Raw genomic sequence first — 16089 nt, forward strand, 5'->3', positions numbered from 1 at the left:
AAGCGCTAAAGCAAGCCATGTTCGGCAAACGAAAAGGGCTGACCGTCGCCGACGATGAAATGGTCGAGTACGCGGATGTCGAACAGGCTCAAGGCCTGTTTGAGTTTGTCGGTAATTTGCCGGTCGGCCTGGCTGGGTTCGCTGATGCCGGACGGGTGATTGTGAGCAAATATGACCGCTGCCGCATGATGAAATAAGGCCCTTTTTGCGACTTCGCGCGGATAGACGCTGGCACCATCGATGGTGCCGCGAAACAGCTCTTCCCATTGAATCACCCGATGCTGGTTGTCCAGAAACAGGCAGGCGAACACTTCGAAACTGTAGCTACGCAATTGGGCGCTGAGATAAGCGCGAGTGATGTCCGGGCTGGTCAAGGCGCTGCCGCGTTGCAATATCTCGGCGAAATGGCGGCGGGCCATTTCCAGTACGGCTTGTAATTGGGCGTATTTTGCATCGCCTAAACCGTTGCTCCGGCAAAAGCGTTGTTGATCGGCACCAAGCAGCGCCTGCAAGGAGCCGTATTCGCTCAACAAATCCCGGGCCATATCCACCGCCGACTTGCCGGGCGTGCCGGTACGCAGAAAAATCGCCAGTAGCTCGGCGTCCGTCAGCGCGGTAGCGCCACGCTGCAATAGTTTTTCTCGGGGTCGCTCGTCTGTGGGCCAATTCTTGATGCTCATCAACTCCTCCCGGCCGTTAATAATTGATTTTAAGCATAGAAGAAGCAGAAGGAGTTTGCCATGACGCAAACTGAAAAGATTAATGGGCTGATTGCACCGATAATTTAGATGTGTCGCACCCAAAGTTAGCGTTGAAAGGAACGTTTGCAAGGCGTTGGCATGCTTGCCGCAGCTTAGCGAAGGGGGCGGGTGCTCCTTTCGCCAAGCGTATTCGATAGCAATCCTTACTGCAAAATGCCCAATCAGGAACTAGCCAGCAAGCCCAGCGCACTCAAACTAGGTAAAAAGAAATAACTGCCGCCTCGTGTCGTCACAAATTGCTGAAATCCGCAAACCCGCCGCCGCAATGGTTCATCCTGAATCGTAAAGTTGCGATTTTCCGCTACGCCGCTACCGATCAATGGATCGTCTTCGTCGTAAAGGCCGGCGAATTTGACGCTATTAATCCAGGTGTGCTGTACAAATTCGAACTGGCGTTCGATATTGGCGTTTAAACAAATGAACAAAAGACCGCGCTCTTTGCCGTCGTCCTTCGTCGGGTTTTCCAGGAAGTTGCCGTAGCTGCGGCCGCGGCGCAGGATGCGGTGGCGGTTGGCGACTTTCAAGGCTTCTTCTGCGGTGGTACCCAAGCCGACTGCTCTGGGATTGGCCCTACGAATGTGCGAACCCAGCGGACAGCCGGTGCCGTGCGGGTCTTTGGTGAAATTGAAGCTGTTATCAACCTTATTCGGATCGCTGTCCTGATTAGGCTCCACCACCGCGCCGCTTTTCCAGCGGCCGACGAATTTGGCGGCTAGATAATCGGCAGTGATACCTTGCCGCGCGGCTTCGTCCTCCATGAATTGCCAGAACGCGCCGACATCCTGTTTCAATTGCCGCAACACCAGATAAGTACCATTTTTACCGAACGCTTCACCGGCACTACCCAATTGCGGCATTTTGGTGAGTTTGCCGTCGTATTGGTTGGGATAACCCAGCAAAAACTCGCCGGTAGCGATTTCGCCGGTGCCGCTGGTGGTCGGGAAGCCATCTACGACGGGATCGGAAATACCGTCCGCAAAGCCAAAATGCTCCAAGGTAAAGCCATTGGCGTCTTGCTTTTTCTCGCCGGCATCCAGACGCTGCACGACGCTTAAGCCCGCGCCTTTAAAGGCCTTTTCGTGATACTTACGGTTGGCGTTGTGGATAGCGTCGTTTTTGGAGAACAGCATAAACAACAGGTCCACCCGTTTTTGGCCGCTGCCCCAATCCCAGGCGCTGGGATCGTTAATGCCGCGGTCGCCCAATAGCGCCGAGCGATGCTCAGAATCCATGCCTTCCCGGAAGGACAGTTCGAAGCTGTAAAGGCTGTCTTTATCCAGGTTGAGCTGTTCGAAACCGGAATAACTGATCGCCAGGTTGATACGGTTTTCAGTTTCATCGGTCGGCTTGTCCGCGCCATGGCTGATTTGGTTTTGATCGACCAGATTTTTCAGCCAAGGTTTCGTTTTGCCGGCATCGTCGATTTTTAACAGGTAATAACTACAGTGGGCCATATGTTTGTTATAGCCGCTAAATACGATGCCTTGTACGTCGTCTAATTTATCGATGGTGGTCATTGTGGGAGTCCTTTTATAAGCATCTCAGCCAAGCAGCCAGATTGGTCGTGGAAAACAAGCCTTCGTGTATCGCCCGGTTATTGGCGACATTTTTCACGGACAAATCGATGTAGGCGCTATACCAAACCAACTCGGCAAGCTGGCTGTTTCTGGCGAAATTTTTGAAGCGCTGCTCGTCGCGGGAGCCGCCGCGCAAGGCCAGCCATTGGGTATCCGGAAAGCCCCGGTCCTTGCCTAATTGCGTGTTGCTCCAAACGGCGGTCAAGCCGACACTGGCGTGGTCGATAAATTCGCCCAGGTAGTTTTCCCAGCTACCGTCGTAATTGCTCATGAACAACAGGCGTTTATTGCCGGGCAGAATCACCCAGCGGGCAAAATGGATGGTGACGATGCCGCTGAGGTCGCCTTTGGTCGCCACCAGTTTGGCAACTAGATTGATGCCGGCCAGCACTATTTTTAAAGTGGTCAACCGAAACCAGCCGGGTTTGATTTCGATGACGCTGGTCAGATGGTTTTGTAATTGCCGGTCTTCCACTCGCTGGATGGCTTGCATCTGTTCGGAGACTGTCCAGGGTTTGTCGTCCTGCTTATCGCGCATTTCGTTCCAGCGCAACAGCACTGCGAATGCGACGCCGGCTATTAGTGCCAGTACCGCCAAAAACTCCACCAGCGGTCCAAACACGCCGAAGAAGCCGCCGACCAATAAAATACCCAACGCTGCCAGTAAGCCGTTGAAGATCATTTGTCCGGCGCTGTTTAAAAACGGTTGCGGGGTGGGTTTGTTGATGGCGCCTAGATGCTTGACGATGTCGGCGTGAATTTCGGCCGGTTGCTTGGCCGCCAGTTCCGCGCGATTGGCGTCGATATAGGCTTCGATGCGTTCGCGGATTTGCCGCTGCTCGACAATCGTATTGCGCGTTTGGCCGGGATGGGCGACGTAAAAGGCATTGGCGCCATGGTCGTTCTTTAATAGATAGTCAGCCAGTTGGCTGGCGTTGTTGCCCGGATAATCCTTGCAACAGCCGTAAACGGTATTCACAAACTCCGGATTGCCAGCAATCAGGTCGTTGATAAATTGCTTCACCTCGCCGTCGATATTGGCTTCAAACGCCAGCAGGGCGGGCTCGCCGGTATCGACCTCGGAGGGATGTTTGCCGGGAATGACGAAAAAAGTGCAATAGTGCAGCTGTTGATAATTGGAAAATTTAATCACCGGATTGTTTTTAATATCCGTGCCTATCGGCGCCAGATACGCTTCCAGCTTTTGTAGCTGGTCCGGCAATATTTCCGTGATAACGGTCATGGGGTTTTGTTGCATACACACGTCCTCTTGAAATTATTATCGTGCTGGTAAAAAGTTACCGATCAAAACTCAGGACAAATTGATCGGGAAACGGTCCATCGTACAAGATGCCGCGGCTTATTTTTAAGTTGTTCAAGCGCAGCAAACTGGCTACCAAGGTCGGGATTTGGATGCGATTGATGTATTCACCAAAACAGCGGTGCATACCATCGCCAAAGTGCATATAGCGATCCAGCGCGCGATCATCACGCACAGTAAATGGCTCCGGCCAAGCGCTCTCGTCGAACATCGCCGAGGCGGTAAAGGCGAAGACTTCGGTGCCGGGCGGAATCTTCACGCCGGCAATCTCCGCGCCGTTTTTACAATGCCGGCGCATGGCCGCCGCCATGGTGTTGAAACGGAACACGTCGAAGCAAAGATGCAATAGCTTGTCTTCGTCATCGGCAGCCTGTTTGGCCTGTTGCAATACATCGGGCTTGCTAAGCAATTGCTCGACAATCAAGGTAGTAGCCATCGAGGTGGTATCCAAAGCGCCAACAATCAAGCCGGAGATGTTGCGGCGGATACCGTCGTCGTCCAGATCGTGCTCGCCATCCATGCCCATTTTGATGAGACGCGATAGAAAATCTTCAAATTGCTCGCCTTGCTTGATGCGCTGCCGGCGTTCCGCGATCAGATTTAACAGGTACGGCCCCATTTCTTGGAAAGACTGCTCGGCGGTGATGTGTATGCTGCGCTGATTACTGAGATTTAAAAACAGGTCGTGAAACAGGGAGCGCATCCAGCGCATCATCGTCACTTCGTCCGGCCCCGGCACACCGAGATAATCGCGGATAAAACGCCGCGCTACCGGTCGGGTCAATTGCGACACCATGTCGATTCGGCCCACCGGCAGCGCAGCCTGGATCATGTCCTCGCAATGTTGGCGGACGATGCGGCGAATCAATTGGTCTTCGCCGGGCTTGATTACCCGGCGCAGCGCGCCTTGCTCATTGCTGTAGGCTTCGGAACGATCCATCCCCAAAAAGAATGGCCCGTTCAGACGCTGCATATTGGGCGCGTTGATCTCGGCAATCGTAAACTCGGTATCTCGAGCCAGCGTTTCGCGGACATCGCTGTCACGAGTCACCAAAGCGCGTTTGCCCAGGACCAATACCGGTTTATGTTTTCGTAACAATCCGAATAGCCAACGTTGCACCGTGGCGCCGGTCAGCATCGCGACGCCACGCGCCAGGTAATAGCTGACGATATTTTGCGGGGTCGTGGACGTGGGGTGATGATCTGGGATGGGTGCCGGCGCGGGCCGGTGCTCACGGTACATTTTCAAGGCCAGGGCGCCGGTGGGGGTAGCTGCCAATTGCTCGACAAAAGCCTGGTATGCGGCCGGTAATTCTGCTTTGCTAGGCTGTACGCCGCCGAATTGGGCCGGCAACAGCACTGGTGCGGACAGTGCTGCCAGGCAATAATCGGCGATGCTGGGCTGGTTGCCCAGCAAATAGGTTCTGCCATCGGCCAGCAGAGTGTCCAGCTCCGAAAAGATCGCCTCGATTTGTTGTTTGCAGGGTTCGATTTGTCCGGGATCGGCAGGTAGGGATTTTTCCATGGCTTGAGCCAATAGCGGATAAGCGCGTTCGGCTAACCATTTTTGCCAGGCTGGCACCCGCTGCTGCCAGAACGACAGCACGGTTTCTTTGTGTGGCAGCAACATCGCATAGCCGTAATTGCGTGTCGCCAAGCCTAATTTGTCCACCAGCAAGGCCAGCAAGCGTTCGGTTTCCGCCTTGCCTTTCTCGTCGCGCGGATACAGCCGCAGTTCGGCGGGCAAACGGGCGTCGATGTATTGCAGCGATTCGTGCATGGTACATAAGGTTGCTTCGCTGGTGATCAGCACCGGCATGGCCTTAGCATCGGCTCCCGCCAACAAGAAGGCGGGTAAATGCAGCATCGGCACGCTACCTTCTTCCCGGTACGGCACCCCGCCGTAGTCGAGCATCCAACGTACTAATTCGCTGATATGGGATACTGGAATCGTCAATAAACGATTCAGTTGTTTGGACTTGGCTCCACGCCGCGTACTGCCGGGTTTGATCATGATTCCTTCCTCTTGCTTGCTATTGTTATAGTTATTAATGCTATAGCTGGCATACACCGATGACTGTTTAGTCATGTCGGCTTGAATGGCATGTTGGTATGCGCGCTAGGTAAAACAACTTGCCGGGCTGCTTACGTGTGCCGTTATTGGCAGCTAAGCAATTGTTAATCCACCCGTGAACCAAGCGCCGAGCTTTAACGGAGTATCAATAATAGACCAATCGTAACTAATTGAAATAAAAAGCGAAAGGCAAAATGTTGCTTAGCAACAACCGTGCCTAAATGCGAAGCACGTCACAAAACGCGCTGGGCTGCGCCCGCCTGGTACCTAGCAAACGGAAAGCTTCTCTGTCGCCGGAATCCGCTGCAAATCTTCCGATTCTTTCTCTGCGGACCTTAATCAGATTGTCATTTGCCGCTGCCTATAATCCCGGCCTCTTCACAACGCTTAGGAGCAGTCACAATGCAATTCATAAAGCCAACCAAGCTGGCATTGGCAATAGCCGGCCTGTTAGCGCTGAACGCGCCGGTATTTGCACAAACCGTTGATGTGCCGCAAATGGAGCAAGGCATCCAGATCGGGGATTTGGCTCCGGGTCGGGCCATCGTTTGGAGCCGTGCTGATCGCCCGGCGCGTATGATGCTGAAATATGCTTATAACCCGCAGTTCAAGGACGCGATTAGTGTCCGTGGCCCGTATGCATTGGCAGAAACCGACTTTACCGCCCGCCAGGACTTGACTGGATTAGCGGATGGCAAAGACGTGTATGTGAAAGTCTGGTTTGAAGATTTAACCAACGCTCGCGGCAAAAGCGCAGCGGAGGTTGGCCATTTCCATACTATCGGTAAGCGCGACGATATTCGTTTTGTTTGGGGCGGCGACACCGCTGGTCAAGGCTGGGGTATCAACGAGAGCTTTGGCGGTATGAAGATTTACGAAGCGATGCGCCAAGTCCAGCCGCAGTTTTTCATTCAAAGCGGCGACAACGTGTATTCGGACGGGCCTATTCCGGAGAGCAAACTGGCCGAGAACGGCCAGATTTGGACTAATGTGGTCACGCCGGAAGTAAGCAAAGTCGCTGAAACCTTGGACGAGTTCCGTGGCCGCTACAAATACAATCTGTTAGACGAAAACGTCCGCCGCTTCAACGCCGAAGTGCCGCAAATCTGGCAGTGGGACGATCATGAAGTGGTGAATAACTGCTCAGATTCCAAAGACCTGAGCGCCGATCCGCGCTACACCGAAAAAAATGTACCGACGTTGATTGCCCACGCCACTAAAGCCTTCTTGGAGTATGCGCCGTTGCGTCCGCACGACGCCGAAGAATCCGAGCGGATTTATCGCAAAATTTCCTACGGCAAACTATTGGACGTGTTCGTACTGGATATGCGCAGCTATCGCGGCCCTAACACCGCCAATCTGCAAACTCAAGAAAATGCCGAAACCGCTTTCCTCGGTGCCGAGCAAATGGCTTGGCTGCAGGACGAGTTGAAGCACTCTAAAGCCACCTGGAAAGTCATCTCCGCCGACATGCCGATTGGTTTGAATATCGGCGACGGTAACACGGCCCAAGGCCAAGCGCGTTGGGAAGCTGTAGCAAACGGCAACGATGGGCCGGCTGCCGGGCGGGAACTGGAAATGGCTCGTCTGTTGAGTTTTATCAAGCATGAGCAAATCAACAATCTGGTTTGGCTGACTGCCGATGTCCATTATGCCGCCGCGCATTATTACGATCCCGCCAAAGCGGCATCCAAAGACTTCGCGCCGTTCTGGGAGTTCGTCGCCGGTCCGTTAAATGCCGGCTCCTTCGGACCCAACAGCACTGACGGCACCTTCGGTCCGCAAGTGGTTTTCTCGAAAGCGCCGCCAGCCGGTCAAGCCAATCTGTCGCCTTACGCCGGCTTGCAATTTTTTGGCGAAGTGAATATCGACAAGAAAAGCCGCGCCATGACGGTGGATTTTAAGGACATCGACGGCGCCGTGGTCTTCAGTAAAACCCTGGCGGCGGAAGCCGAGCGTGAACGCGAGCACGATCATCACGACCGCGATCACGACTAAAGCCAAGTGGTCAAGACGGTATGTGCCGCCCGGCCATTTCTCTGGTTAAGCCATTTAACTTCAAGCAAAATAAGGACTCTATTCATGTTGAAACCCACGTTATTGACTATGGCCATGCTGGCTGCTATCGGTATCCAAAACAGTGCTCAGGCGCAGCCGCACAGTGAACATCACGAACACGCCAGTGCCGGCCCGCTGGTCATCGGCCATCGCGGCGCGTCCGGCTATCGTCCCGAACATACGCTGGCAGGCTATGCACTGGCGATTGAATTGGGTGCTGATTTTATCGAACCCGACCTGGTGCTGACCAAGGACGGCCAAATGATTGCCCGCCACGAACCGATGATAGGCGGCACCACCGATGTGGCCAATCATCCGGAATTTGCTGATCGCAAAACCACTCGCATGGTGGATGGCGTGGCCGTGACCGATTGGTTTGCCAGCGACTTTACCTTGAAAGAAATCAAAACCCTGCGGGCTATCCAAACCCGCGGTCGGGATAATTCTTACGACGGTGAGTTTGAAATCCCGACTTTGAAAGAAGTGATTGCGCTGGCCAAGCAGCAAAGTGCAAAAACCGGTCGCCGGATTGGTATCTACCCTGAAATCAAACATTCGACTTATCACGCCGAACTGCAGAATGCTAAGGGTAAGCCGCTATTTGGCAAGCATTTCTTCGAAGACAAACTGTTAAAAAAACTGCATAAGGAATATGGCAACAGTGCCTGCGAGCCGGTGTTTATCCAGTCTTTCGAAGTCGGCAATCTGCAATATTTAAGCCGCAAGACCAACATCAAATTGGTACAGTTGATCGACGCCGATGATGTCAATGCGGATGGCTCGATGTCGTTGATCGCGCCTTACAAGCAGCCTTATGACTTTGTAGTAAAAGGCGATCAACGCACATTCGCCGACTTGCTGAGTAGCGACGGTCTGGATTTTGTTAAATCCTACGCGGATGCGATTGGTCCTTGGAAGCCGTATTTGGTAAAAACGGTTGCTGACGGTGTGGATCGTGACGGCGACGGCACTATCACGATCAACGACCGCCGGGTAGAAGGCAGTACCGGCGTCGTGGAAATGGCCCACGATAAAGGTTTGCTGGTGCACACCTGGACGTTCCGCAACGACGCCAGTGGCTACGGCTTTGCTGATCCGCAGCAGGAAATGACGTATTACTTTGATTTGGGTGTGGATGGCTTGTTTACCGACTTTGCCGACACCGGGGTGGCAGCGCGTGAGGCGTCGGTGCACGGGGATGGCACGCAGGCTGGAGAATGTTGCGGATTGGAGTGGAGTCACCTAGCAGGCTGGTGAAAAACCCGCCGATATTTCCCCTTACCCACGATGTTCGTGATTTTTTCGAGTTGAAATCGGTCATGACATCGAGTTTCAAGCGTTTTGCCCCGGTTTCAAGGGCTTTTTATTCGCCTGAAGCCGTCTGTGGACGGTTTTCAGGCGAACTTCACCCTAGGCGGGTGCACTCCACGCCGGTTTCGGCGTGAACACCAATAGGTTGAGCATGCGCGTCAGGTTGTAGGCGGCAAAGCAAAACAAGGCCTGACCCGCGACTTTGGCTAAGCCGATGTGACGGGTTTTGCGCAGGCCGCCGACCGTTTTGACCCAGCCAAAGGCTTCTTCGACGATTTTGCGGCGCTTGAGACTTTGGGCGTAACCTTTGCCGCGCGCGGTGCGGCCGTCGACGGCACTGCCAATCTTTTTGCGGGCCACATGGGCTTTGATATCACGGGACTCGAGTCCGTTGACGAACGCCGGTTGGTCATAGCCTTTGTCGGCACCGACGCTGCCACCTTGGGGCACGCGGCGTTTGATCATTTTTTGCGCGGCTTCGATTTCGGCGGTGCCGGTGGCTTGTGTGGTTTCGACATCGACAATCAGGCCGTTGCGATTCTCGGACAAGGCATGGGTGATGTAACGCAGTTTGGCCTCGGTGTATTCGCCTTTCTTGTAAAGCCGGGCTTCGGGATCGGTTGTACTTTGATGGGTGGCGTTGCTGCGCTTTTCGCCACTGAAGTCGATCTCGGGATTGCGGCCGGCGGGTTTATCGGGACCACTACCATCTTTTTTGACGAAGCTTTTGTGCGAGGCCCAGGCTTCAATCAGGCTACCGTCGACGCTGAAGTGTTCGTCGGACACCAGATTTTGCCATTCGGCTATGGCCAGTACCCGCTCAAAAAATTCGCGACTCAGGGCTTCAGACAACAGACGTTCGCGGTTGGCACTGAACACTGTGCGTTCCCACACGGCGTCGTCGATGCCCAGACCGACAAACCAGCGAAACAACAGGTTGTAGTCCAGTTGTTCCATCAACTGACGCTCGCTACGGACCGTATACAGGACTTGTAACAGCAAGGCGCGCAGCAGTTTTTCAGGGGCAATCGAGGGACGGCCTGTGTGCGAGTAACGCTCGGCAAAGACGGCATCCATAGAGGCCAATACGCCATCAACCAGTAGCCGTAAACGACGCAACGGATGCTGTTTGGGAATACGGTCTTCCAGGCTAACATAGCTGAACCAGCTGTTTTGAATGGCATCGTGTCCGCGCATTGAAAGGCTCCAAATTTAGGTAGCCTATTTTAACAGTTGGCCCCTCATCTATGCCTTAGCTTACTTGGCTTTTCGAGTTTTTCACCAGCCTGCTAGGGCGTCATCGTTAGCGCTAGTCGATGATTGTCATTATGTTCTGCAAGCTCCATGGCTTGCGGAGCATCGCCTTGGTGTTAGGCGAACAAGCGCCGGAACGAGTTGTACTTTAGTTATTGTACGTTAGCGGCGAGCTTGTTCCGGCGGATGGTGGTAGTCATTAGTTGGCCTAGCGTGCCGTGCCCGGGCATAACCTCTTCCCCGAAAGGTTAACTACGCATGGCAAAGCGTATATGATTTGGATAGCTGGCAAGTTTGTCGGTGTCACGTGATGCCGGCTTGGAGTGGCTAGAATTCTTGATCAGCATGCAACGAATTTGGCCTTCTCTGGGTTGATTCATCGAATCCACCCAGAGAAGGCCAATGTCCAGCACCCCATCATGCTACGACTGTGGTATTTTAGCCGCCCTCTATTTCGTCGCGGTTCGGCGGCTTTCAACACAGGATTACTCGCAAAACCATGGGTGTACAGGAAAACTTCGAACAACTCCCGCTAAAAGAATTCACCGAAAAAGCTTATCTGGATTATTCCATGTATGTAATTTTGGATCGGGCTTTACCGCACATCGGTGACGGCCTAAAGCCAGTACAGCGCCGTATCGTGTACGCGATGTCCGAGTTGGGCCTAACGGCGTTGGCCAAATACAAAAAATCGGCCCGTACCGTCGGTGACGTGCTGGGTAAATACCATCCGCATGGCGATTCGGCTTGTTACGAAGCCATGGTGTTGATGGCTCAGGACTTTTCTTACCGTTATCCCTTGATTGATGGCCAAGGCAACTGGGGTTCGCCGGATGATCCAAAATCTTTTGCCGCCATGCGGTACACCGAGTCACGGCTGACCGCTTACGCGCAAACCTTGCTTAGCGAATTGGGGCAGGGCACGGTGGACTGGACCGACAATTTCGACGGCACCTTAAAAGAGCCCAGTCTCATGCCGGCCCGCTTGCCGAATGTGCTGCTGAACGGCACGATGGGTATCGCAGTGGGGATGGCAACCGATATTCCGCCGCACAATCTGCGCGAAGTCGCCAATGCTTGTCTGCAATTACTGGACGATCCGGAAACGCCACTCGAAAATTTGCTGACGCATATCAAAGGACCGGATTATCCAACGGATGCCGAGATTGTGACGGCTAGTGTCGATATTCAAAAAATGTATGCGACCGGCAACGGCTCGGTAAAGATGCGTGCCAAATACGAGCTGGAAGATGGCAATATCGTCATCACGGCTTTGCCGCACCAGGTGTCCGGTGCCAAGTTGCTGGAGCAAATTGCCGCGCAAATGCTGGCGAAAAAGTTGCCGATGATCGAGGATTTGCGCGACGAATCCGATCACGAAAATCCGACACGGTTGTTAGTTATTCCCAAGACCAAGCGCATCGATGTCGATGCGGTGATGTCGCATTTATTCGCCACGACTGACCTGGAAAAAAATTATCGGGTCAATATGAATATGATCGGCTTGAACGGTAAGCCGCAGGTCAAAAATCTACGGATGATTTTGACTGAATGGATCAGCTTTAGAACCGAAACTGTGCGTCGTCGTCTGCAATATCGTTTGGATAAAGTGCTGGCACGTTTGCATATTCTGGAAGGTTTGCTAATTGCCTATCTGAATATCGACGAAGTGATTGCGATTATTAGAAGCGAAGATCATCCTAAGCCGGTTCTGATGGCGCGGTTTGGCCTCAGCGATCTGCAAGCGGAAGCGATCCTTGAGCTGAAATTGCGGCACTTGGCCAAGCTCGAGGAAATGAAGATTCGCGGTGAACAGGACGAACTTGAGCAGGAGAGACAGGCCTTGGAAAAAACCTTGGGCTCTGAACGCTTGTTGAATCGACTGATCCGCAGGGAAATCGAACGGGATGCGGAAAAATACGGCGATGACCGGCGTTCGCCCATTGTCGCGCGGGATGCGGCTCAGGCCCTGGATACCACTGAGCTTATCGCGAATGAACCGGTGACGATTATCTTGTCGCAAAAAGGCTGGATCAGGGCGGCCAAAGGCTATGATATAGAAGTCGAAAGTTTGAGCTATCGCGCCGGCGATGCGTATTTATCGTCAGCGAAAGGCCGGACCACGCAATCGGCGTATGTATTGGACTCCACCGGCCGAGTCTATACCATTACGACTCATGATTTGCCCTCTGCGCGAAGTCAGGGTGAGCCGCTGACCGGTCGGCTTAATCCGCCGCCAGGTAGTTTGTTTACCGATGTATTTACTGGGCAAGCCGACGATTGGCTATTGATTGCCAGTGATGCCGGTTACGGTTTTCGAGTGCAGTTAAAAGAGCTGCAAAGTAAAAATAAAGCTGGGAAGGCGTTGTTGAGCTTGCCAACTGGCGCCAAAGTTTTAACGCCGGCGCCGATTCCAACTGGTCACGACTTGCTGGCGGTTGCGACCTTCCAGGGTAGATTGTTGATATTTCCAGCGTTGGATCTGCCCGAGTTGGCGAAAGGCAAGGGTAATAAACTAATTCAGATTCCTGGCGGGGACTTGGTTTCCGGTAAGGATGCTGTGGTCGCGGTAACGGCGTTGTCGGCGAGCAGCGAATTGAAAATCGTCTCAGGCAAGCGGCATGTCACCCTGAAAGCCATGGATATTGCCCAATACACTGGCAATCGTGCGAATCGTGGCACAGCATTGCCGCGTGGTTTCCAAAAAGTGGATGGGTTGGAGTGTATTGTTGCTTAATACTTTGCGGTGCTGGACATATTATTGGGAGTTTAAAAGCTTTTTTTGGGATTTTTTGTGCCAACTATTTGAGGCTCAAAATCGGTTTATCAGATCAGTTTGAAAAAATCTGTTGACGTAAGCAATCAATGTCTTTATCATAGTCATCTTTCTGGAGCGCTTCTGCTCTTCGGGATAATAAGAAGGTCAATTCGGGGTATAGCGCAGTCTGGTAGCGCGTCTGCTTTGGGAGCAGAATGTCGGGAGTTCGAATCTCTCTACCCCGACCAAGATTTGCGCTTGTAGCTCAGCTGGATAGAGCATCGGCCTTCTAAGCCGAGGGTCGCAGGTTCGAGTCCTGCCAAGCGTGCCATCGCAAAAAATCATCATTATGGTGAGCGTAGCTCAGTTGGTAGAGTCCCGGATTGTGATTCCGGTTGTCGTGGGTTCGAGCCCCATCGTTCACCCCAATAAATTCAATAACTTATCATTCAAAGGCGGTTGCTATGAGTGATAAAGTGTCAAAAGAAAGTCATCATTTACAATGATTGCTCTCTATTTCTGTGTCGCGTGCTTCGGTGTCTAATGAAAAAGGACAACAAATGAGGACGGCTATTTCATGTGCTTATTAAGCGCGGTTGGAATTTTATGCTTCTAGGCGTTGGATGGCGCGGTTTCGAGTTGGCTACTGTTTTGCTGCATAAGTCTATTGATGAATATTTCCCGTTGAAGTCGTCTGGTTCTTAGTTTGAAATTAGCCTTCTTTTTCCGGGTTTTGAATTGGCGGGCGGCCAGTTCGAGCTAGACAAAGCCGAGGCTTGTTCTGTGGTCGAAAACTCCCAAGGGTAATACGCGCGCCGTTGACAGTCTCTGCGCAACATTACCCGGCATGCCATCAGTTCCGCCTCAGGAAAAAATACGCTGTTTGCGCTGGGGGCGGTGTTTAGTGCGGTGCTGTTGACCGGTAAGGTGCTGAAGGTTTTGCAGTATATCTACAGGTGGACCTCTCTGTAAAAATCCCCGGCGTTCTTAAGGCGCGCGAATATCTGTAGGGATAGGGGGCGGCCTCAGTAAGTGGTAGTGCAAGGGCTGTGCCGAGTACGATTGCCAACGAAGCGGTCAGCAAGTGGCTCTGCGCCAATGCTGGGTTGGTGGAGGTTTTGGTGCACATCAGCAAGGTGGAAAGTCCAGCGTTCCAAATAGAAATAGTCGCCGAATACTTTCGGCACCTCCCGCCCCGCCAATAACACCGATATGCTCAGCTATACCTAGACGATGTAAGCCGACGTCAGTCGTTGCGTAGAGGTGGGGCGGAGCGGGCCTACAGTGTCGTGTTTAAGCTATTGCACGGAGTTGGGCGCTAGGCTTCGATCTTGCCGTCCGCCATCTTTGTCGTGCCGTCGATCAAACCGGCACAGCTCTTCATGTTGGCGGCTGGCTATCAGTATTGCCATGCGCCTGTGCGGGGCGCGAGTCAGCGCCAGGCGCTGCGGCTCCCCGTCGTAAGGCTTGATGTCTCGTTCGCCAATGGGGGTATTCAGACCGAGCGATAGCTTTTCGATAAGTCAGGACGAGGCGGATCGCTCGAGTATGCTCCAGATTTCATCGTCGGTCAGTGCAGTGTTGCTCTAGAGCAGATTGTCGCGGAAGGTGCTGGCCTGAATCAGTATTTCCTCTGGAATATAAGCAATGCTTTTTCGCCATCCCGGAAGTGCAGTCAGTGCGCCTAGTCAATCCAAATGGTGCTGCTATTCGGTGCTATCAGCCTGATGAGTGAGTTGATCCGGGTGGTTTTGCCGGTGCCGGAAACGCAGGTGATGGTTGTGGTCTATTTGGCAGGTATTGCCAAGTGCTTGGCCGTCAACGCGAAGTGCGACTGGGGGTGACTGAAAGTAGGATAATCAGGTCTTGTGGCTGTGCAGGCTCGTCGCGGGGAGGCGGAAAGTCTGGGTTTGCCATGCAATCGCCAATAGGTTATGCCGGGCCGAAAACGCTGGAAGCATGTGCGGCAATTGCTGTCGAGCGTCGGCGATTTCGGAAGAGTCGGGTAGCTTAGGGGGTATACGTCAATCATTACCAGCAAATGATCGGCGACGTGTAATTGCAGCGAGTGACTTTCCCGGTCTCGGAACGGCATGGGTCTGCACCGCGATCAGCCAACAAAAAACACTAGAGCGGTTTCGAAATCCCAGTTTGGCGTCAGGCTGGAAAGGAGGTTGTGAGTCGCTGTAAAATGCCTTCCGCGTCAAACACGCCCGATAAGGGGAGTGGTGGCAACGCAGCTTGCAATTCCGAGCCTGCCGACATAATGCTGAGCAATACAATGTGCCGGATTGTCGGCGGATCGAACGTAATAACTCTCGTGGATAGGCGAGAAAATGCCAGTTGTCCTGGTTGGGGGCTTGATTGTTCGATGCCATTGTCGGGCATGATGGTACGCTGCGCCAATCGCTTACGTCATTCTGAAGCTAGGCACGATTTGCGTGCTATGCTCGATCTCGCGAGCACGAGGGCGTTTGGTTTTGGGGGTGTTGCGTCAGCAGGCTGTTTTCACTAGTGAGATCCTCAGGTTATTGATAGCCTGAGTAAGGCCTCGAACAATTCCGTTAGAATGGATTTTGATACGGTCATTTTTTCTGTTTTAATCGCCAGAAGCCTTCGAACTTAAAACTGTCTCTTGCCGGGGTGTAGGTGGAAGCGGGCGAGATTGAGTTCATATGGTCTAGGCTCGTTGTACAAATATGCTTGGTTAATTTTGACGATTCAAGGCTGATCGATCATGGTTGTATCTAGTGAAGTAAGTCATGGCTCTTATTAAATTGGTTGGCAACGTAGATTGCTTTTTTACAAAAAACATTTTAAGCTCTTAATAATGTGTGGAATAAATAAAATATTAAGAGATAAAGTATTTTGTATTTATTAGGCTTGGCTCATGGGGATTTTCTGGTCAAATACGTAACTTTTATCTTCATGATAATCGCCTTTTCAGCAGGCGGTTGAAATTATTTTCGACGTTG

The 16089-nt window shown here is 52.7% G+C and carries 9 protein-coding genes and 3 tRNA genes; 7 read left to right on the forward strand and 5 right to left on the reverse strand.

Features of this window, described 5'->3' with window-relative positions; all coding sequences use genetic code 11:
• Positions 1 to 5 precede the first annotated feature (5 nt).
• From radC to ACMXD4_RS03090, 4 genes are all read right to left on the reverse strand, one after another.
• Positions 6 to 680, reverse strand: coding sequence for a RadC family protein (gene radC, locus ACMXD4_RS03075; protein ID WP_415879810.1), 675 nt, complete (start codon positions 678 to 680; stop codon positions 6 to 8).
• 242 nt (positions 681 to 922) lie between these two features.
• Positions 923 to 2278, reverse strand: coding sequence for a Dyp-type peroxidase (locus ACMXD4_RS03080; RefSeq protein ID WP_415879811.1), 1356 nt, complete (start codon positions 2276 to 2278; stop codon positions 923 to 925).
• Between the two features lie 13 nt (positions 2279 to 2291).
• A complete protein-coding gene (locus ACMXD4_RS03085; RefSeq protein ID WP_415879812.1) occupies positions 2292 to 3596 on the reverse strand; it encodes a hypothetical protein in 1305 nt (434 codons plus the stop codon).
• Between the two features lie 40 nt (positions 3597 to 3636).
• Complete coding sequence (locus ACMXD4_RS03090) at positions 3637 to 5673, reverse strand: cytochrome P450 (RefSeq protein ID WP_415879813.1); 2037 nt, start codon at positions 5671 to 5673, stop codon at positions 3637 to 3639.
• Between the two features lie 462 nt (positions 5674 to 6135).
• Here ACMXD4_RS03090 and ACMXD4_RS03095 point away from each other — a divergent pair, with 462 nt between their 5' ends.
• Positions 6136 to 7731: an alkaline phosphatase D family protein gene (locus tag ACMXD4_RS03095; RefSeq protein ID WP_415879814.1), complete on the forward strand. Its 1596-nt coding sequence runs from the start codon at positions 6136 to 6138 to the stop codon at positions 7729 to 7731.
• An 84-nt stretch (positions 7732 to 7815) separates the two neighbouring features.
• Positions 7816 to 9048 carry a glycerophosphodiester phosphodiesterase gene (locus ACMXD4_RS03100; protein ID WP_415879815.1) on the forward strand — a complete coding sequence of 411 codons (1233 nt, stop codon included), beginning with the start codon at positions 7816 to 7818 and terminating at the stop codon, positions 9046 to 9048.
• A 153-nt stretch (positions 9049 to 9201) separates the two neighbouring features.
• Here ACMXD4_RS03100 and ACMXD4_RS03105 read toward each other — a convergent pair whose 3' ends face one another.
• Positions 9202 to 10299, reverse strand: a complete 1098-nt coding sequence (locus ACMXD4_RS03105) for an IS5 family transposase (protein WP_415878136.1) — start codon at positions 10297 to 10299, stop codon at positions 9202 to 9204.
• A gap of 556 nt (positions 10300 to 10855) precedes the next feature.
• Here ACMXD4_RS03105 and parC point away from each other — a divergent pair.
• From parC to ACMXD4_RS03130, 5 genes are all read left to right on the forward strand, one after another.
• Positions 10856 to 13093, forward strand: coding sequence for a DNA topoisomerase IV subunit A (parC, locus tag ACMXD4_RS03110; protein ID WP_415879816.1), 2238 nt, complete (start codon positions 10856 to 10858; stop codon positions 13091 to 13093).
• A gap of 192 nt (positions 13094 to 13285) precedes the next feature.
• Positions 13286 to 13362, forward strand: a tRNA-Pro gene (locus ACMXD4_RS03115).
• A 6-nt stretch (positions 13363 to 13368) separates the two neighbouring features.
• Positions 13369 to 13445, forward strand: a tRNA-Arg gene (locus ACMXD4_RS03120).
• A 21-nt stretch (positions 13446 to 13466) separates the two neighbouring features.
• Positions 13467 to 13542, forward strand: a tRNA-His gene (locus tag ACMXD4_RS03125).
• A 1269-nt stretch (positions 13543 to 14811) separates the two neighbouring features.
• A complete protein-coding gene (locus tag ACMXD4_RS03130; RefSeq protein ID WP_415879817.1) occupies positions 14812 to 14958 on the forward strand; it encodes a hypothetical protein in 147 nt (48 codons plus the stop codon).
• The last annotated feature ends 1131 nt before the right edge of the window (positions 14959 to 16089 follow it).

The sequence above is a fragment of the Methylomonas sp. TEB genome, from assembly GCF_047777895.1.
Taxonomy (GTDB): Bacteria; Pseudomonadota; Gammaproteobacteria; order Methylococcales; family Methylomonadaceae; genus Methylomonas.

What these genes read in the sequence shown, in the direction of transcription:
- ACMXD4_RS03080 (WP_415879811.1), bottom strand. Translation starts at nt 2,278, where the DNA reads ATGACCACCATCGATAAATTAGACGACGTACAAGGCATCGTATTTAGC.
- parC (WP_415879816.1), top strand. Translation starts at nt 10,856, where the DNA reads ATGGGTGTACAGGAAAACTTCGAACAACTCCCGCTAAAAGAATTCACC.
- ACMXD4_RS03095 (WP_415879814.1), top strand. Translation starts at nt 6,136, where the DNA reads ATGCAATTCATAAAGCCAACCAAGCTGGCATTGGCAATAGCCGGCCTG.
- radC (WP_415879810.1), bottom strand. Translation starts at nt 680, where the DNA reads ATGAGCATCAAGAATTGGCCCACAGACGAGCGACCCCGAGAAAAACTA.
- ACMXD4_RS03130 (WP_415879817.1), top strand. Translation starts at nt 14,812, where the DNA reads ATGGTGCTGCTATTCGGTGCTATCAGCCTGATGAGTGAGTTGATCCGG.
- ACMXD4_RS03085 (WP_415879812.1), bottom strand. Translation starts at nt 3,596, where the DNA reads ATGCAACAAAACCCCATGACCGTTATCACGGAAATATTGCCGGACCAG.
- ACMXD4_RS03090 (WP_415879813.1), bottom strand. Translation starts at nt 5,673, where the DNA reads ATGATCAAACCCGGCAGTACGCGGCGTGGAGCCAAGTCCAAACAACTG.
- ACMXD4_RS03100 (WP_415879815.1), top strand. Translation starts at nt 7,816, where the DNA reads ATGTTGAAACCCACGTTATTGACTATGGCCATGCTGGCTGCTATCGGT.
- ACMXD4_RS03105 (WP_415878136.1), bottom strand. Translation starts at nt 10,299, where the DNA reads ATGCGCGGACACGATGCCATTCAAAACAGCTGGTTCAGCTATGTTAGC.